Source organism: Brevirhabdus sp., from assembly GCF_052826345.1.
In genome coordinates this window covers 1-17924 of sequence record NZ_JBRBUA010000063.1, presented here as the reverse complement: position 1 = coordinate 17924, position 17924 = coordinate 1, and the positions used below count along the sequence as shown (strand labels likewise).

The window sequence follows — 17924 nt, the reverse complement described above, 5'->3', positions numbered from 1 at the left end:
TGCATGAAATGCAACACCTGCGGCGGGACGAGCGGGTGTAGCTGAGGCGGGGGCGGTCGCGGACAGGCGACCGCCCTTTGTGCACGCAACAAGTTCCGGGGCGGGTGCGCTCGTCCTTGACGTCGGTCAGGCCGCAGGCAAAAAGCAAACGGGCGGTGAAAGCATGAGCCTGATTGACGAAACTGGCGGGGCTATATGCCCCGCCTTTTTCTTTTTCGTGACGGCAAAGGCGCGATCCGCTGGTGTGTTCTTTCGCGCGTGTGTATGGCGATGAAAAAAACTGGCGAAAGGTTGCGCTGATGTGGCACGCGGATGCGTCATTGACCCTGCTCATCAATGGATTGGCAGGACGTTGGGGAATTCTGGACGGGCTGATGATCGCGGTATCCGCGTGGGGCATTCCGATCATGGTTTTGGCCGTGGCCCTGCAATGGTGGGCGGGGACCGAGCGCGCCGCATTGCGCCATACGCTGGTATCGGCGGGGTTCGCCTTTTTTTTGGGGCTCGGAATTAATCAGATAATCCTGCTGTTCGTGACGCGCACGCGTCCCTATCTGGTCGATCTGACAAATCTGATAATTGCACCCAGCGCCGATCCGTCTTTTCCCTCCGATCATGCCACGGCGGGTTTTGCGATCGCCGTCATCTTCCTTTTGGCGCGAATGCGTTACCGCGCGATATGGTTCGGCGCCGCGGCCATCCTGATCGCCTTTTCGCGGGTCTTCATCGGCATCCATTATTTCGGCGATGTGCTGGGCGGTGCCGTGACCGGCGCTTTGGCGGCGGTGATTGTACGGATCGCTTATCGCCGGGATACGCGCCTCGACCGGATGTTGACGAATATCCTCTGACCCGCCGAGAACCCGGCCGGGGCATCGGCTGAGCCCCCGGCAGAAGCGACCAATAAAAAAGCGCGGAATGATCCGCGCTTTTTGCTTTGGAATTGCCGACGTGCCGCCGGAGGGCGCGCCGGGGCCTCAGCCCTTGATCAGAAAGTCATCCATCGACTGGCCGTTTGCAACGGCGTCCTTGATCCAGCCCGGTTGCCGTCCGCGGCCGCTCCAGGTCAACGAGGGGTTTTCGGGGTGCCGGTATTTCGGCGGGCTCACGGCTTTGGACTTCTTCGAGCCGCTGCTGGTCAGTTCGGAAAGGGAAAAGCCCATTTCGCGCGCTTTCGCTTCCAGCGCAACCAATGCGTCCTGACGTTTGCGTTCTTCGAAGTTTTCGATGGCATTGTTCACGTTGGTCCGAAGTTTCTTCAGCTCTTTCAGGTCGAGCGCGTCGAGATCGATATTGGTCATTGGTTTATTTCCTGCAATCTTTTCCAGAGTGGAAGTTGATTCTGGCTGTCGCATTATCACCTATTACCGGAATTGAGAAGTAGTTACCCGACAAAGTGCATTCACGCGCCGGTTGAATGTCGCGAATTGCGGCCGTATCCAATGGCTATCGGCGGAGTGTCTCGGCGGGAAAACATTTGCAGAATCGGGGCAATCCGCGCGTTCGGAATTTATCGCGTTTGCCGCAATCGGGCGACTGGTCCCATTGCCCCCGGCATCCCGCCGAGGGCGGGGGCGCGCCCGCTCAGTGGCCGCGGGCCATTGCGGCCACGCCGGTGCGCGCGACCTCTTGCAGGCCCAGCGGGCGCATCAGATCGGCGAAGGCGTCGATCTTTTCGGACATGCCGGTCAGTTCGAACACGAAGGAGCCGAGCGTCGAATCCACCACATTGGCGCGGAAGATATCGGCAAGGCGCAGCGCCTCGACGCGCTTGTCGCCGCTGCCCACGACCTTGAAAAGCGCCAGTTCACGCTGGACGGCGGGGCCTTCGACGGTCAGGTCGTGCACCTCGTACACGGGCACGATGCGACCCAGCTGCGCCTTTATCTGCTCGATCACCTGAGGCGTGCCGGTGGTGACCACGGTGATGCGCGATCTGCGCCCTTCGTGGTCGACCTCCGCGACGGTCAGGCTGTCGATGTTGTAGCCGCGCCCCGAAAACAGGCCGATGACCCGCGCCAGCACGCCCGCTTCGTTGTCGACGATCACGGCCAGCGTATGCGTCTCCTGCGTGTCGCCATAGGTGGAGCGCAGGTCGTAGGCCGAATGCTTGGACGTGCCCTTCTTGATCTTGAGTGCCGACATCAGCGTCTTTCTTTCCTTGAGCGTTTCGAGTGACCGGCCGCGCAGGCATTCGCGGCCGGGTCGGCGGCGGGGGGCATCACACCAGCACCGCGCCCTTGGATGCGACGGCGTTGCGCATGTCCACATGCTCGCCCATGATCATCTGGTTATGCGCCGCGCCCGAGGGGATCATCGGGAAGCAGTTTTCATGTTTTTCTACCAGGCAGTCGAAAATCACCGGGCCGTCGTGGTTGATCATCTCCATGATCGCGTCGTCCAGATCGGCCGGGTCGCTGCACAGGATGACCTTGGCGCCGAAGGCGTCGGCCAGCTTGACGAAATCGGGCAGGGCCTCGGACCAGCTGTGGGAATAGCGTTCCTCGTGCAGAAGCTCCTGCCACTGGCGCACCATGCCCAGACGTTCGTTGTTGAGGATGAACTGCTTGACGGGCAGCCGGTACTGCACGGCGGTGCCCATTTCCTGCATGTTCATCAACCATGAGGCTTCGCCCGCGACATTGATGACCAGCGCGTCGGGATGCGCGACCTGAACGCCGATCGAGGCCGGAAACCCATAGCCCATCGTGCCCAGGCCCCCCGAGGTCATCCAGCGGTTGGGCGCCTCGAACCCCAGGTATTGCGCGGCCCACATCTGATGCTGGCCGACCTCGGTGCAGATGTAGCGGTCGTGCGACTTGGTCAGCGCTTCCAGCCGCGACAGGGCGTGCTGGGGCTTGATGGTTTTCTCGGCGGGGTTGAAATCCAGGCAGCGGGTCTTCTTCCACTCCTCGATCTGCGCCCACCACTTCGACAGCGCCTCGCTGTTGGTCTTGCGGCCGCGCGCCGTCCAGACCTGAAGCAGATCCTCCAGCACATGGGCGATGTCGCCCAGGATCGCGATGTCGGTACGGATGACCTTGTTGATCGAGGCGGGGTCGATGTCGATATGCGCCTTCTTGGATTTCGGGCTGAAATCGTCGACGCGCCCGGTGATCCGGTCGTCGAACCGCGCGCCGATGTTGATCATCAGATCGCAGCCGTGCATGGCCAGGTTGGCCTCGTAAAGACCGTGCATCCCCAGCATTCCCAGCCATTTGTCGCCCGACGCCGGATAGGCGCCCAGCCCCATCAGCGTGGAGGTCAGCGGAAAACCCGTCGCCTCGGCCAGCTCGCGCAGCAGCTTGCTGGCGGCGGGGCCGGAATTGATGACGCCGCCGCCGGTGTAGAACACCGGCCGCTTGGCGGTTTCCATCAATTCCACCAGTTCGGTGATCGCGGCCAGATCGCCTTTGACCCGGGGTTGATAATGGCCGATCGAGGCCTCGGCCTTCGGGGTGTACCCGCCCTTGGCGAATTGCACGTCCTTGGGGATGTCGACCAGAACCGGGCCGGGGCGGCCCTGGGTGGCGACGTGAAAGGCCTGATGGATCGTCGCGGAGAGCTTTTCGGTCTCCTTGACCAGCCAGTTGTGCTTGGTGCAGGGGCGGGTGATGCCGACGGTATCGGCCTCCTGGAAGGCGTCGTTGCCGATCATGAAGGTGGGCACCTGGCCCGTCAGAACGACGATCGGGATCGAATCCATCAGCGCGTCGGTCAGCCCGGTGACCGCATTGGTCGCGCCGGGCCCGGAGGTGACCAGCACCACCCCCGGCTTGCCGGTGGAGCGCGCATAACCTTCGGCCGCATGCACCGCGCCCTGTTCGTGGCGCACCAGTATGTGGCGGATGTCGTTTTGCTGAAAGATGGCATCGTAGATCGGTAGCACAGCGCCGCCCGGATACCCGAATATCGTGTCCACACCCTGATCGCGCAGGGCCTGAACCACCATCTGGGCGCCCGTCATCTGACCTGTCATGATCCGCTCTCCATCGCTGTCATCCCTCACTTGTCCGCCTGATTCTTCGCCGATTTCGGCAATAAAAAACCCCCGCTGGAACGGGGGCGCACGGGTCAACCATCTGGTCTGCCGTCACCGGCCCATGCGCCAAATCCCCACCACTACTAGAATGCCGTGCATCTCGAAGCCTCCCGTGCGTCGAAGCGGACATTAAAATTGTGCTTCGGAGGCGTCAACAGGCAATATCGTGAATAATATGTCGCACCGGCACGGTAATATTGCTGTTTGTTGCCGCAGGCGAGGGTGGGGCGGAGTTTTCCGAAAATTGCCGACCTGCGATGCGCACCTGCATGGGCATGGCCGCCGCCAAGGGCGCAGACGCGGCCCGCGATACAGCATGTTGTGGCCCTTCCCGAAGCGGTGCGAAGATGTCGCGAATGTGCGTCGGCAGGGCGGGGGTATAAAAACCGTTTGTCTTTCACTGCCGTGCACCGCTATGGTCGCAGGGCGCGAGACTGTCCCGTGGGGGCGTCCGCGATAAGTTTACCTGTTCCTGTATCGCCGAAGGCCAGACGCCTTAGTCATCCCGAACAGACCGATTGACCTGTGATGGTCACCGAATGCCTGTCTACGTTGTGATGCGGGCCTTGAAACAGATGCCCCCGGCGGCATCGGAGAAAAATTGCGATGCGACGCATCAGACAATCCAGCACAGGCGATGGGCAGTCACTGCCGGTCGCAGGCTGCGCGATTGGCGGCGTCCACGCCTTAACCAGACACCCCCGGCCAGATCGGTGCCTTGCCCCCAGGGCAGGCCGACGCCGCGGTGCAAAGAGTGCAAATGCCAAAGAAAATGTTGATCGACGCCACGCACGCGGAAGAAACCCGCGTTGTGGTGGTGGACGGAAATAAAGTCGAAGAGTTCGATTTTGAATCGCTGAACAAACGCCAGCTTGCCGGCAATATATACCTCGCCAAGGTAACGCGGGTCGAACCGTCGCTTCAGGCGGCCTTCGTGGATTACGGCGGCAACCGCCATGGGTTCCTCGCCTTTTCCGAGGTGCATCCCGACTATTACCAGATTCCGGTCGCCGATCGTCAGGCGCTGCTGGAGGAAGAGCGCGCCTACGCCAAGAAGCTCGACGAGGACGACGAAGATCTCGGCGGCAAGCGGCGCAGCAGCCGGTCGCGCGGCAAGTCCCGCGCGCAGGACGCGCAATCCGACGATGCCGTCGTCACGCGCGACGCGGGCCCGGATGCGGGTGCGGACGAGGCTCGCCAAGACGGCGGAACGGATACGCCCGCGATTGCCGGCATGGATGTCATCGATCTGGAGGGCGATGCCGCGCCGGACGCAGGCAAGACGACCGAGGCGCCCGCCATCGCGGATGCCGACGCCCGGGCCGACGGTGATCGGACAGACCGCGTGGACGAGGGCGCCCGGAACGGGGCGCATGAGGATCCTGACGATCATGAGGCCGACGACGATGCCGAGGACGCCGCCGATCGCGACAAGGATATCGAATCCATCGCCGATGAGGACGTGACCGAGGAAATTCGCCAGCCGCGCAAGGTTCGCCCCAAGAAATACAAGATCCAGGAAGTCATCAAGGTCCGCCAGATCCTGCTGGTTCAGGTCGTGAAGGAAGAACGCGGCAACAAGGGCGCCGCGTTGACGACCTATCTGTCGCTGGCCGGGCGCTATTGCGTGCTGATGCCCAACACGGCGCGCGGCGGCGGTATCAGTCGCAAGATCACCAATGCGGCCGACCGCAAGAAGCTCAAGACCATCGCGAATGAGATCGACGTGCCGGACGGCGCGGGCCTGATCATCCGCACCGCCGGCGCGCAGCGCACCAAATCCGAGATTCGCCGCGACTATGAATACCTGCTGCGCCTGTGGGAACAGATCCGCGAGCTGACGCTGAAATCCATCGCCCCCGCGCCGATCTACGAAGAGGGCAACCTGATCAAGCGGTCGATCCGCGACCTCTACAACCGCGATATCGACGAGGTCTTTGTCGAGGGCGAGCATGGCTACCGCGTGGCCAAGGACTTCATGAAGATGCTCATGCCGTCCCACGCCAAGAACGTGAAGCACTATAACGAACCCATGCCGCTGTTCGCGCGCTATCAGGTGGAAAGCTATCTGGCGGGCATGTTCAACCCGACGGTCCAGCTGAAATCCGGCGGCTACATCGTCATCGGCGTCACCGAGGCGCTGGTGGCAATCGACGTGAATTCGGGCCGGGCCACCAAGGAGGGCTCGATCGAAGATACGGCGACCAAGACCAACCTCGAAGCCGCCGAAGAGGTCGCCCGCCAGCTGCGGCTGCGCGATCTGGCGGGGCTGATCGTCATCGACTTCATCGACATGGACGAGCGCAAGAACAACGCCGCCGTCGAAAAACGCTTCAAGGAGAAGCTCAAGACCGACCGCGCGCGCATCCAGGTCGGCCGTATTTCCGGCTTCGGCCTGATGGAAATGTCGCGCCAGCGCCTGCGCCCCGGCATGCTGGAGGCCACGACCCAGCCGTGCCCGGCCTGCCACGGCACGGGGCTGATCCGCTCCGACGACAGCCTGGCGCTGTCGATCCTGCGCCAGCTGGAAGAGGAGGGCGTGCGCCGCCGTTCACGCGAGGTGCTGGTCAAGGCGCCCGTGGGCATCGTCAATTTCATCATGAACCAGAAGCGCGAGCATGTGGCGATGATCGAGGCGCGCTATGGCCTGTCGATCCGGATGGAGGCTGATCCCTTCCTCGTCAGCCCGGACTTCAACATCGAGAAGTTCAAGACCGCGACACGGGCGGTTCCCGAGGTCGTGGCGCCGGTCATCTCGGTCGATATGACCAACCTGCCCGAGATCGAGGAAGAGGTGGAGGAGCCTTCGGCCGCAGCAGCCGTTCCCGAAGCGCAGGCCGACGATGAGGGGCAGCCCAAGAAGCGCCGCCGCCGCCGCCGCCGCCGCCGTGGAGGAAAGGGCGAAGGCGAAGGCGAGAACGAATCTGACACGCTCGAGGCCAATGGCGAAGAGGCGCAGGAGGATGCGCAGGGCGGCAAGCGCCGAGCCGCGGCCGCGGACAGCAAGTCAGCGCGCGAAGACACCGCCGCCGAAGCCGAAGAACCCGCGCAGGCAGAGGCTGCCGCCGAAGCCGAAGGCCCCGCGCAGGCAGAGGCTGCCGCGGACACGCCGGCCGAGAAACCCGCGAAGAAGAAAACCGTTCGCCGCTCGCGCAAGAAGACGCCCGACAGCGGTGCCGAAACCGCGCCTGACGCGGGGACGGACGCTGACAAGCAAGGCGAGGCCGAGAGCGCGGATGCGGCGGGACAATCCAGAGCTGCACAGCCTGCCGATGCCGCCGCCGAAAAGCCCAAACGCGCCCCCCGAAAGCGCGCGCCGCGCAAGAAGAAGGAGCCTGAAATGGCCGAAACCGCCGTGGCGGAAGCCACCCTCCCGGATGCTGCCGAAACCCCGAGGGTCCAGGAACCGGTGCTGAGCGTGGTCGGCGACGAGGATACCGGCGGGCTTCCGCCGCAGCCCGCGCCCGATGAGGTCCCCCCCGCGCCGCAGCCGCAGGAAGTGCCCGTGCCCGGTCCCGACATCAACCCCGAGCCGGTGCCGGTCGAGCATCCCGTGCCGAGCGAGCCCGACCTGCCGCCCTCGGGCCCGCAGGAAGTGCCCGCGATGCAGGCGGATGCGCCGGAAGCTGACGCGGAAGACGTGCCGCAACCGGGCGATGCGGAGGCCGCCGAAGAGGAGGACAAACCCAGGCGCCGCGGCTGGTGGTCGCTGAGCCGCTGATCGCAGGCTGAGCCGCGCTCGGCCTGAGACGGGCTCCGCCAAAGAAAAACCCCGTCGCGAGACGGGGTTTTTTTTATGGGTCGCAGTCGGCGCGTGCGGTGGCTTCCGCGCCGCTACATCAGATTAGGCAGCCACAGCACGATGCCGGGAAAGGCGATCAACACCGCGACCGTCGCGACGTCGGCCACGAAGAACGGCGATGCGCCGCGAAACACGTCCTGCACCGAAATCGGCATCTTGGCGTCCTGCGCAACGCCCGCGACGACAAAGCAGTTCAGCCCTATGGGGGGCGTGATCAGACAGAGCTCCGCCATCTTTACCACGATGATCCCGAACCAGATCGCGGCCTCATCCGAGGTCATGCCAAGCGCGCTATCGGCCCGACTGATGCCTTCGCCGCCGTTGAGCGCGATGACCGCCGGAAAGGTGACGGGCAGGGTCAGGATCAACATGCCGATCGCGTCCATGAACATGCCGAGGATCACATAGGCCCCGAGGATCGCCAGCAAGGTGAGGATCGCGGGTTGTTCAAGCCCCACGATCCAATCGGCGAAGGCTTTGGGCAGCTGGGCGAACCCGAGAAAACGCACGTAGATCAGAACGCCCCAGATCATGGTGAAGATCATCACTGTCAGCTTGGCGGCCTCCATCAGGGCGCCGCCGAGCTGGCGCAGGCGCATACCCTTGTAGAGCGCCATGACGAAGACGACGAAAGCGCCGAGCGCCCCCGCCTCGGTCGGGGTCGCCCAGCCGAAATAGATCGAGTAGACGATGATGAACACCACCAGCAGGATCGGGGCGGCGCCCGGCAGGACCGTGAAACGCTCCGCCCAGGTGAAGCCGCCGACCGGCGGGCCAAGGGTCTTGCGCCATTTCGCCAGCCCCATCACCAGCCCCGCGTAGATCACCGCCGACACCGCGCCGGGGATGAAACCGGCCAGCAGCAGCTTGCCCACCGATTGTTCCACGATGATGGCATAGATCACCAGGATCGCCGAGGGCGGGATGAGCGATGCCAGTGTGCCACCGGCCGCGACCACGCCGGCCGCGAAACGCTTGTCGTAACCCACGGCCAGCATTTCGGGGATCGCGATGCGCGCGAAAACAGCCGAGGTCGCCACCGAAGCGCCCGAGACCGCCGCGAACCCTGCCGTGGCGAAAACCGTCGCCACGCCCAGCCCACCCGGCAGCCAGCCCACCCAGCGCTTGGCCGCCTCAAAGAGGTTGCGCGTCAGCCCCGCGTAATATGCGAGATAGCCGATCAGGATGAAGGTCGGGATTAGCGATAACGCATAGGTCGTTGATTTTGAATGCGGAACCTGGCCTGCCAGCTTCATCGCCGTCACCAGGCCGCGATCGAATCCCTGCTTTTGCATGAAAAACAGGCTCAATCCCAGAAACCCGACAAAGGCCGTCGCAAAGGCCACGCGCACGCCGATCAGCACCAGCACGATGAGGAAGGCGGACAGCCAGATCGACAGGTTGAATACGCTGACGCCCTCCAGCAGCGCCTTCATGTCGATCAGATTATCCACCGGCACCCTCCACGCTGTGGGCCTCCTTGTTGGCCTGCGTCGCAGGGTCCTCGATCAGCGGAACCGCCACGGGGCGGGAGGTATTCTGGCGAAAGGCGCGTCCGAAACCCCACAGTTGCAGCGCAAGACGCACCCAGAGCACCGACATCGAAATCGGGATGAGCAGTTTGGCGGGCCAGAGCGGCAGCGCGATGTCGATCGAACTGTCGCGCGACCAGAGTGGCGCGCCGAGGTCGAAGGACCGCGCGAAATGAAACCAGGTGCCGTAGATCAGCGCGGAGGTCAGCACCAGCATGAACAGCGTCGACAGCCATTCGGCCAGCCAGAGCGGACGGCCGGTCAGCTGGCCCACGAGGATATCCATCCGGATATGCCCTCCTTCGCGCTGGCAATAGGCCAGGCCGAGAAAGGCGAAAGTCGCCATGAACTGCTCGGTCCAGTCGACATAGCCGGGGACGGGCGCGTTCAGGATCTTGCGGCCAAGCACGTTATAAACTGCCAGCAGAACCAGAGCGAAGAGCACAATGCCCGCGGTCAGGTTCATCAGCTGTTCAAGCCGCAGCCACCCACGGTCGAAACGCGACAGCGCGGAGCTGTCCGTCAGAACGGAAGAAGTTGAAGACAAGGTCGTAACCCCTTGAAAAAGAACCCCGGAAAATGCGCCGGGGTTCGGATTTCAGTGCTGGGACGAACGCTCAGTTCATCTTCTTGCTGTCGGCGATCGTGGTCTGCACCAGATCGTAGAGTTCTTGCGCGGGCAGCCCCTGCGCGGTCATCTCCTTGATCCACCGTTCATGGATAGGTTGGGCGACCTTCTTGAACTTTGCGATCTCCTCATCCGAGACCATCACTTTCTCGACCCCTTTCTCGGCCAGCACTTCATCCCATTTCTTGAGCAGCTTGCCGTAATTTTCCAGGTAATAGTCGATCGACTCCGGCACGCTTTCGTCGAGCGCGCGGCGCTGATCCTCGGGAAGGTCGTTATAGGCGTCGACATTGACCACGACCGGGCAGTTGACCGTGCCGGGATTGAGGTTCGCGGTCCACCAGTCCGCGATGTCGAGGGTGCGAAAGGACAGATGCGCATGTTGCGCAAAGGCGACCGTGTCGACCACACCCGATTCCATCGCATTGTAAGCCTCCGTCGCGGTGACCGATGTGGGCACCGCGCCGACCGCCGCGAAGGCTTCGCCGATACCGCCGGTGGCGCGCACGCGCATGCCGTCGAATTCCGACAATTCATCGCGCGGCTCGCCCGTGCCCGCAATGTTGTACTGCGGCATGGGCGAGGTCATCAGCAGCTTGGCGTTCCAGCGCCCCAGGTCCTTCTGGACGGCGGGATGATTGTAGACGGCGTTGCTGACCGCGACCTCCTGCTTGAGGTTCTCGACCCCCAGAAAAGGCAATTCCAGCACGGTGATGGAGGGGTTCTTGTCGCGGTGGTAGCCGGCACAGAACTGCGCCATCTCGAAGGCCCCGATTGAGATGCCATCGAGATTTTCGCGGTTCTTGGACAGCCCGCCATAGCTGACGTTCATCGTGAACTCGCCATTCGTCTTTTCGGCAACGAGCTCTGCCAGCTTTTCGACATGTTCGGTGAAGGCGCGCCGTTTGCCCCAGACCGATACGTTCCATTCGGTCGCGATACCCTGTGTTGCCAAGGCCATCAATGCGCCGCTCAATGCGGTCGTTGCGATCGCTTTTTTCATGTTCTTGTCTCCTCCCATTTTTGCAAACACGGTTTGCTATCTGCGACCCTAGCGGGCGCCGCCGGGGGGACCAAGCATAAATCGGCGTCAATTCCGCAGGGTTCCGGCGACCGGGCGGCGCCATGCGGCGGTTGCCGCTTCGCACGGGCGGGGGCGCGGCGATTCGTGGCTTTTCTTTCCGCGGCGGTCGTGAAATAGCAAACTGCCAAACGGACCCCCCAAGGAGACACCTATGGAAATTCGTGAGGCCCTCACCTTTGACGACGTCCTGCTGGTTCCCGCCGCGTCGAGCGTTCTGCCCTCGACGGCCGAGACGGCGACGCATGTGACACGCTCGATCCGCATGAATATTCCGTTGCTGAGTTCCGCCATGGATACGGTGACCGAAGCGCGGATGGCGATCGCGATGGCGCAGGCGGGGGGCATCGGCGTCATTCACCGCAACCTCGGCACGCAGGAGCAGGCGAGCCAGGTCCGGCAGGTCAAGCGCTTTGAAAGCGGCATCGTCTACAACCCGATCACCCTGTCCCCCGATCAGACCCTCGCCGACGCGAAGCTCTTGCAGGAGCGTTACCGCGTCACCGGCTTTCCGGTCGTCGATGCCGACGGCCGCGTACTGGGCATTGTGACGAACCGTGACATGCGTTTCGCGCGTGACAATGAAACGCCGGTACATGCAATGATGACCTCGCAAAACCTGGCGATGCTGCGCGAACCGGCCGATCTCGAAGCCGCGAAATCCTTGATGAAAGCGCGCCGGATCGAAAAACTGCTTGTCACCGACGCGGAGGGAAGGCTGACGGGCCTGCTGACGCTGAAGGACAGCGAGCAGGCGGTTTTGAACCCGCAGGCGTGCAAGGACGATCTGGGACGTCTTCGCGTCGCCGCGGCAAGTTCGGTGGGCGAGGCGGGGCACGAACGGTCGCTCGCGCTGATAGATGCGGGGGTGGACATCATCGTCGTCGATACCGCGCATGGCCACTCGGCCTCGGTGGCGCAGGCGGTTGAACGGATCAAGGCTGCCTCGAACCAGGTGCAGGTCATTGCGGGCAACGTCGCGACCGCCGAGGCTACGCGCGCCCTCATCGGTGCCGGAGCCGATGGCATCAAGGTGGGTATCGGCCCCGGTTCCATCTGCACGACCAGGATGGTTGCGGGCGTCGGCGTTCCGCAGATGACCGCGATCATGGATTGCGCCGCTGCCGCGGACGGTGTGCCGGTCATCGCCGATGGCGGCATTAAGTTTTCCGGCGATTTCGCCAAGGCCATCGCCGCCGGTGCGCATTGTGCCATGGTCGGCTCGCTGATCGCAGGCACCGACGAGAGCCCGGGCGAGGTCATCCTCTATCAGGGGCGCAGCTTCAAGAGCTATCGCGGCATGGGCAGCCTGGGGGCCATGGCGCGTGGTTCCGCAGATCGGTATTTTCAAAAGGACGCTGCGTCCGACAAGCTGGTGCCCGAGGGCGTGGAAGGCCAGGTCCCCTACAAAGGCAGTGCCAGCGCCGTCGTCCACCAGCTCGTCGGGGGGCTGCGCGCGGCGATGGGCTATACCGGAAACGCGACCGTGGATGAGATGCGGCAAAACTGCACTTTCGTTCGGATCACGGGCGCGGGGCTGAAGGAAAGCCACGTGCATGACGTTCAGATCACGCGGGAGTCGCCGAACTATCGGATCGGATGAGCGGTCGTACCGCACGGGTAGAGTGACCCGCGGACTTTCCGCGCGCGGTCGTTGCGGCTTGGCGCCCTGGTTGCGATGCGCCGCACGGGAAGGATATGTCGATTGAGACCCAATGCCAGGATCGCCGCCGCGATCGAAATACTGGAGGATATTTGTTCCGGCGGTGTCGCGGAACCGGCTTTGACCAGCTGGGCCCGCGCTCACCGCTTTGCCGGTTCGGGTGATCGGGCCGCAATCCGTGACATTGTTTTTGATGTGCTGCGCCGTCGTCGTTCCTGTGCACACATAGGTGGCGGCGAAAACGGGCGCGCTATGGTCATCGGGTATGTTCGCCAAAGCGGGTGCGATCCGGCTGAGGTATTTACCGGCGAAGGTTTCGCGCCGCCGCCATCGACCGATGAAGAGGTTGTTGCCTCCTCGGGAGTGCCGGATTCCGGTTGCAGCGATACCGTCGCGCTGGACGTTCCTGATTGGTCCTTGCCGCTTTTTCGCGATTCTTTGGGTCAGCAGGCAGACGAAATTCTGAACGTGATGCGCGATCGAGCGCCTTTGTTCCTGCGCGTCAATCTGCGTAAGGCGACTGTGGAGCAGGTGGTTTACTCGCTCGCGGAGAACGGAGTGGAGCTGCGCCGCCATCCGCTCTCCGATACTGCGCTCCTTTGTGCCTCCCGCCCGCGGGGGTTGGCCAACAGCGCTGCCTTTCGGCAGGGTTGGTTCGAGATGCAGGATGCCGCCTCTCAGGCGGTTGTCGATATGATTGACGCGAGGGCGCGGTCCAAGGTCCTCGATATTTGTGCCGGCGGCGGGGGCAAGACCTTGGCTCTTGCGGGGCGCGTTGACGCGAAATTTTATGCACACGATGCGGCTCCCGAACGGATGAAGGATTTACGGCCCCGCGCGCAACGTGCCGACGTGGAGGTGAAACAGCTTCTGGACGACGATGAAGTCGGAAAGAACTCTCCTTATGATATCGTCATCTGCGATGTTCCTTGTAGCGGCAGCGGGGCGTGGCGGCGTTCCCCCGAAGCGAAGTGGTCGATGTCGCCGTCCCGTCTGGCTGATTTGCAGGACGTGCAGGCCCAGATTCTGGAGCGTGCCGTGCGGCTAACGTCGCAAAACGGCAAGATTGTTTACGTGACTTGTTCGCTATTCAAGACGGAGAATCATGAACAGATCGCTAACTTTCTGAGAAAAAATGCCGGTTGGGTACTCGAGGCCGAGCGTCTGCTGACCCCGCTTGACGGGGGCGACGGCTTCTACACCGCACATCTCAAAAGGCAAAATGGCTGACGCGTCAGCAGTGGCCAAATATCCGGCAAGATATTTCTGTTCTTTAAGACTGATTTAACGTTCCATGTCTCACAATGACAGGAAAGCAGTCTGCCGGAGGTCCAAGTGCCCGAAAACCCGATTGTCGCTGATCATCTCGGTCAGTTTTCCGCTCGGGTCGGCGGTGGTATCTACAAGATGCTGGCCGCCACGCTGCTTTTTGTTCTGGCAGTTTTTTTTATCGAGGACCCGTTTCACGATTCGCTTTTGTTCGGGGCGTCGATTGGTTTGCTCAGCCTCTTTATCGTACTGAAAGCTGCGGCCTTTCATTTCCGACGCGTGGCCGAGCGGCTGCAGGACCACAGCAGCGAAATCATTGATCAGGATCCGCTCGCCACCATCGTCGCGGATCTGAGCGGCGAAATCGTCTTGGTTAATCCCGCGGCCTTCGATCTGTTGGGCGCGCGGCCGGGAAGCAGTGTGCTGCGGGCTCTGCTTGGGGTTTTTGACAACCCGGCCCCGTTGATTTTTTCGCTTGCAAACCAAGGCGAGACTGAAAGGTGCGGCGCAAGAGGATGTGATCAGCCGCCGCGGTCGCGCCGTGATCTCGGTGCATCGCTTCGGCCACAGCGATCAACTCGTCTGGCGCTTGTCTTCGTCGACCGCACGGATTGCAACCGCGGAAGACCCAGGAACGGATTTGCCCTCCTTGATCGTGGGTAAAAGCGGTGACGTGCTTTTCGTGAACGAGGCGCTGAAAGAAAAAGTGCCGGAACGTCCTTCGAAATTGTCCGACCTTCTGGGGGCGGGCGAGATCGCCACTGGTGACCGCCGCTTGATCATGACGAGCAGCGGACCATTGAATGTGCAGATTGTCAGCCTGGAGCAAGCGGACGGTCGCAGGGATATTATATTGGTTCCGATGACGGAATTGCCCGATGCTCTTGACGGGTGGGCGCGACTGGACGAGTTGAATATCGCAGTTGCAAAATTAACGCCTGACGGCAAGGTTTTGATCATGAACGGGCATGCTGCGAAACTGTTAGGCTGCGATCCCGGGTGTGATGGGCTTCAGATCGACGATCTGGTTGAGGGACTGGGGCGCCCCGTCAAGGATTGGTTGGCCGAGGCTGCTCGAAGTTCGGGGTTGCGACGCCCCGAAATTCTCTGCGCAGTGCGGGGGGCGAAGGATACCTATCTACAGATTACCCTGGCCCGCATCGACGAAGGGGACGGTTTCTGCATCGCGGCCGTGTTGAGCGATGCAACCGAGCTCAAGACGTTGGAAGCTCAGTTCGTCCAGTCGCAGAAGATGCAGGCCATCGGACAGTTGGCCGGCGGGATCGCTCATGATTTCAACAATCTACTGACTGCGATTTCCGGCCACTGCGACCTGTTGTTGCTGCGGCACGATCAGGGCGATCTGGATTATGACGATTTGCAGCAGATTCATCAAAACGCAAATCGCGCAGCGGCCTTGGTGGGCCAGTTGCTCGCCTTTTCGCGCAAACAGAACCTGCAGCCGGAATTGATCGATCTGCGCGACACGATGGCGGACCTGACGCATTTGCTTAACCGGCTCGTGGGTGAAAAAATTGACCTGTCTCTTTCCCACGATCCCGATTTGCGCCCGACCCGGGCAGACAAACGCCAATTAGAACAGGTCATCATGAATCTTGTCGTGAACGCGCGGGATGCAATGCAGGACCATGGCGGCTCAATTTTGATCAGCACTCAAAACGCCACTTTTGCAGCGGACCATGCGCGCGACCGCGCTGTCATTCCGGCAGGCAATTACGTTTTGGTCAAGGTTGAGGACAGTGGCTGTGGCATTCCCAAGGCACGGCAGCAAAAGATTTTTGAGCCTTTCTATACCACGAAGCGTCCCGGAGAGGGGACCGGGCTGGGCCTTTCGACAGCCTACGGGATCATCAAGCAAACAGGCGGGTTTATCTTTGCCGACAGTGAGTTGGGCAGAGGCACGGTGTTCTCGGTCTACCTGCCCGCGGCCGAAATTTCCGAAGGGCGTTCATTGCAGCCAATGCCGGACCCCGGGCGCGCGCGCCGGAGCCTGGGGGGCGATGGCGTTGTGCTTCTGGTCGAGGATGAAGCTCCGGTTCGCGCCTTCGCGTCGCGCGCCTTGAACATGCGCGGATATACGGTGATCGAGGCGAGCGACGCGGAGGAGGCCCTGGAAAAACTCAGCGACGGCGCTCTCCACGTCGACCTCTTCGTCACGGATGTGGTCATGCCGGGGATGGACGGCCCGACCTGGGTTCGAAAGGCGCGGAAAGCCCGGCCGAATGTGCCGGTCGTCTTCGTCTCCGGTTATGCGGAGGAGTCCTTTTCCAAGGATCAGGCCGAAATCGAAAATTGCGTTTTTCTGCCCAAGCCTTTTTCGCTGGCCGAGCTGACCGAAACCGTGCAGCGACAGATGGAGTAAAGGCTGGTCATCAAAGGTTGCGCGTCTTCTGCAAGAATTCAGCTTTGCAGCAGGAAGCGCCGCGCGTTCGTGGCATCCTTGACGGCCTCGTAGAGCGCGAAGTCTTCGGCCATGCGGGAGCGGAGTTCGACGCGGAGCTCTGCGGAAAGCGTAAGGTCGGCCGACGGCGAGGCATTGCGCCGTTTGAGCGTGATTGTCCGGCCCAATCTTTCTTCGAGAAAGGCGACCAGCTCGCCCAACGCGTCATAGGCGAAGAGGTGAGTGGCGGCGGCGTATTTCTGTGCATCGTTGAAAAACCAACTTTGCGATCCGAGGTGGGAGCGCGCGGGCGGTGCATCCGACAGAACTTCGGTCACGAATTCCGCAAAGCTCAGGCCTTTGGTGCTGTTCGGCTTTCCGTCAAGCGCCGGACGTTGGCGGTATCTGAACCAGCTGCCCAGCCAATCCACTGGCTCGCGAACGGTCGCCACGAATTCCCATGGGCGTTCTTCCACCCGGTCGAGCAGGGGGCGCACGAAGTTTTCGAAGCGCGGCACGTTGGTGTGCTTCAGCCCGGGCGGGCCGCGGAACACCATGTCGGCAACGGGAGCCAATTCGGCCTCGATCGCGGTGGTCCCGGTTTTTGGCGTGGCAAGATAGACAAGGTTTTCTTTCCAGAACACCAGCATGGCTGAAAAATCTCCGCGATTATCCTGCAGCTAAACTACTCTTTAACCTTGGCGATGGAAAGTTGGAGGACGAGAAATGCCTTGCAATGTTCCCTTTCTGTATCCATAAGAATAGGAACAAGAGGTGAACACAAGCAGCTGTTGCCGCACTCGGTGTGCTGTGAAATAAGGATCGAAAATCAATGGCTACGGCAGATCTCCTTACCATGAGCGACAAAAAATCCCAGGACAAGCAAAGGCGCTGGATAGTGCGCTGGCCCAGATCGAACGGCAGTTCGGCAAGGGATCGATCATGCGTCTGGGGGCGGGCAACTCCATCCAGGACATCGAGGCGACCTCCACCGGGTCGCTCGGGCTGGATATCGCGCTGGGGATCGGTGGCCTGCCGAAGGGGCGCATCATCGAGATTTACGGGCCCGAGTCGTCGGGCAAGACAACGCTGACCCTGCATTGCGTCGCGGAGGAGCAGAAGAAGGGCGGCGTCTGTGCTTTCGTCGATGCCGAACACGCGCTCGATCCGCAATATGCCCGCAAGCTGGGCGTCAATCTGGATGATCTTCTGATCTCGCAACCCGACACGGGCGAGCAGGCGCTGGAAATCACCGACACGCTCGTGCGCTCGGGCGCGGTCAGCATGGTGATCGTCGACTCCGTTGCCGCGCTGACACCCAAGTCGGAACTTGAGGGCGAGATGGGCGACAGTAGCGTGGGGGTTCACGCCCGCCTGATGAGCCAGGCGATGCGCAAGCTGACCGGCTCGATTTCCCGGTCCAAGTGTATGGTGGTTTTCATCAACCAGATCCGCATGAAGATCGGCGTCATGTTCGGCAGCCCCGAGACCACGACGGGCGGCAAC

13 protein-coding genes and 1 pseudogene are annotated in these 17924 nt (G+C 62.0%); 7 read left to right on the top strand and 7 right to left on the bottom strand.

The window, feature by feature from the left end; all coding sequences use genetic code 11:
* The first annotated feature begins 320 nt into the window (after window positions 1–320).
* Window positions 321–851 carry a phosphatase PAP2 family protein gene (locus ACU0BR_RS08160; protein ID WP_446156356.1) on the top strand — a complete coding sequence of 177 codons (531 nt, stop codon included), beginning with the start codon at window positions 321–323 and terminating at the stop codon, window positions 849–851.
* A 126-nt stretch (window positions 852–977) separates the two neighbouring features.
* Here ACU0BR_RS08160 and ACU0BR_RS08155 read toward each other — a convergent pair whose 3' ends face one another.
* The 3 genes from ACU0BR_RS08155 to ACU0BR_RS08145 form a co-directional block, all read right to left on the bottom strand.
* Entirely contained in the window at window positions 978–1301 is a 324-nt protein-coding gene (locus ACU0BR_RS08155; RefSeq protein ID WP_446156355.1) for an H-NS histone family protein, read from the bottom strand.
* Window positions 1302–1584: 283 nt separating this feature from the next.
* Window positions 1585–2145 (bottom strand): acetolactate synthase small subunit, encoded by a 561-nt coding sequence (gene ilvN / locus ACU0BR_RS08150; RefSeq protein WP_446156354.1) that lies wholly within the window; start codon window positions 2143–2145, stop codon window positions 1585–1587.
* Between the two features lie 76 nt (window positions 2146–2221).
* Window positions 2222–3979, bottom strand: a complete 1758-nt coding sequence (locus tag ACU0BR_RS08145; RefSeq protein ID WP_446156353.1) for an acetolactate synthase 3 large subunit — start codon at window positions 3977–3979, stop codon at window positions 2222–2224.
* Window positions 3980–4802: 823 nt separating this feature from the next.
* Here ACU0BR_RS08145 and ACU0BR_RS08140 point away from each other — a divergent pair.
* On the top strand, window positions 4803–7763 hold the full coding sequence (locus tag ACU0BR_RS08140) for an Rne/Rng family ribonuclease (RefSeq protein ID WP_446156352.1): 2961 nt from the start codon (window positions 4803–4805) through the stop codon (window positions 7761–7763).
* A gap of 113 nt (window positions 7764–7876) precedes the next feature.
* Here ACU0BR_RS08140 and ACU0BR_RS08135 read toward each other — a convergent pair whose 3' ends face one another.
* The 3 genes from ACU0BR_RS08135 to ACU0BR_RS08125 all read right to left on the bottom strand — a co-directional run bounded on the left by ACU0BR_RS08135 (window position 7877) and on the right by ACU0BR_RS08125 (window position 11007).
* Window positions 7877–9280: a TRAP transporter large permease gene (locus ACU0BR_RS08135; RefSeq protein ID WP_446156358.1), complete on the bottom strand. Its 1404-nt coding sequence runs from the start codon at window positions 9278–9280 to the stop codon at window positions 7877–7879.
* Window positions 9281–9290: 10 nt separating this feature from the next.
* Window positions 9291–9923: a TRAP transporter small permease subunit gene (locus tag ACU0BR_RS08130; protein WP_446156351.1), complete on the bottom strand. Its 633-nt coding sequence runs from the start codon at window positions 9921–9923 to the stop codon at window positions 9291–9293.
* Window positions 9924–9993: 70 nt separating this feature from the next.
* On the bottom strand, window positions 9994–11007 hold the full coding sequence (locus ACU0BR_RS08125) for a C4-dicarboxylate TRAP transporter substrate-binding protein (protein ID WP_446156350.1): 1014 nt from the start codon (window positions 11005–11007) through the stop codon (window positions 9994–9996).
* A gap of 232 nt (window positions 11008–11239) precedes the next feature.
* Here ACU0BR_RS08125 and guaB point away from each other — a divergent pair, with 232 nt between their 5' ends.
* From guaB to ACU0BR_RS08105, 4 genes are all read left to right on the top strand, one after another.
* Window positions 11240–12688 (top strand): IMP dehydrogenase, encoded by a 1449-nt coding sequence (guaB, locus tag ACU0BR_RS08120; protein ID WP_446156349.1) that lies wholly within the window; start codon window positions 11240–11242, stop codon window positions 12686–12688.
* A gap of 102 nt (window positions 12689–12790) precedes the next feature.
* On the top strand, window positions 12791–13978 hold the full coding sequence (locus tag ACU0BR_RS08115; RefSeq protein ID WP_446156348.1) for an RsmB/NOP family class I SAM-dependent RNA methyltransferase: 1188 nt from the start codon (window positions 12791–12793) through the stop codon (window positions 13976–13978).
* Window positions 13979–14083: 105 nt separating this feature from the next.
* Window positions 14084–14680 (top strand): hypothetical protein, encoded by a 597-nt coding sequence (locus ACU0BR_RS08110; protein WP_446156347.1) that lies wholly within the window; start codon window positions 14084–14086, stop codon window positions 14678–14680.
* Entirely contained in the window at window positions 14673–16400 is a 1728-nt protein-coding gene (locus tag ACU0BR_RS08105) for an ATP-binding protein (protein WP_446156357.1), read from the top strand. Before ACU0BR_RS08110 ends, ACU0BR_RS08105 begins: the two co-directional genes overlap by 8 nt.
* 38 nt (window positions 16401–16438) lie before the next feature.
* Here the strand turns inward: ACU0BR_RS08105 and ACU0BR_RS08100 are convergent, their stop codons facing one another.
* Window positions 16439–17068, bottom strand: coding sequence for a gamma-glutamyl kinase (locus tag ACU0BR_RS08100; RefSeq protein WP_446156346.1), 630 nt, complete (start codon window positions 17066–17068; stop codon window positions 16439–16441).
* Between the two features lie 182 nt (window positions 17069–17250).
* Here ACU0BR_RS08100 and recA point away from each other — a divergent pair.
* Window positions 17251–17924 (top strand): annotated as a pseudogene (gene recA / locus ACU0BR_RS08095) (recombinase RecA); the annotation flags it as partial.

Excerpts from the sequence above, each read along its gene's own strand:
- ACU0BR_RS08155 (WP_446156355.1), bottom strand. The coding sequence starts at position 1,301 with ATGACCAATATCGATCTCGACGCGCTCGACCTGAAAGAGCTGAAGAAA.
- ilvN (WP_446156354.1), bottom strand. The coding sequence starts at position 2,145 with ATGTCGGCACTCAAGATCAAGAAGGGCACGTCCAAGCATTCGGCCTAC.
- ACU0BR_RS08145 (WP_446156353.1), bottom strand. The coding sequence starts at position 3,979 with ATGACAGGTCAGATGACGGGCGCCCAGATGGTGGTTCAGGCCCTGCGC.
- ACU0BR_RS08140 (WP_446156352.1), top strand. The coding sequence starts at position 4,803 with ATGCCAAAGAAAATGTTGATCGACGCCACGCACGCGGAAGAAACCCGC.
- ACU0BR_RS08135 (WP_446156358.1), bottom strand. The coding sequence starts at position 9,280 with ATGAAGGCGCTGCTGGAGGGCGTCAGCGTATTCAACCTGTCGATCTGG.
- ACU0BR_RS08125 (WP_446156350.1), bottom strand. The coding sequence starts at position 11,007 with ATGAAAAAAGCGATCGCAACGACCGCATTGAGCGGCGCATTGATGGCC.
- guaB (WP_446156349.1), top strand. The coding sequence starts at position 11,240 with ATGGAAATTCGTGAGGCCCTCACCTTTGACGACGTCCTGCTGGTTCCC.
- ACU0BR_RS08100 (WP_446156346.1), bottom strand. The coding sequence starts at position 17,068 with ATGCTGGTGTTCTGGAAAGAAAACCTTGTCTATCTTGCCACGCCAAAA.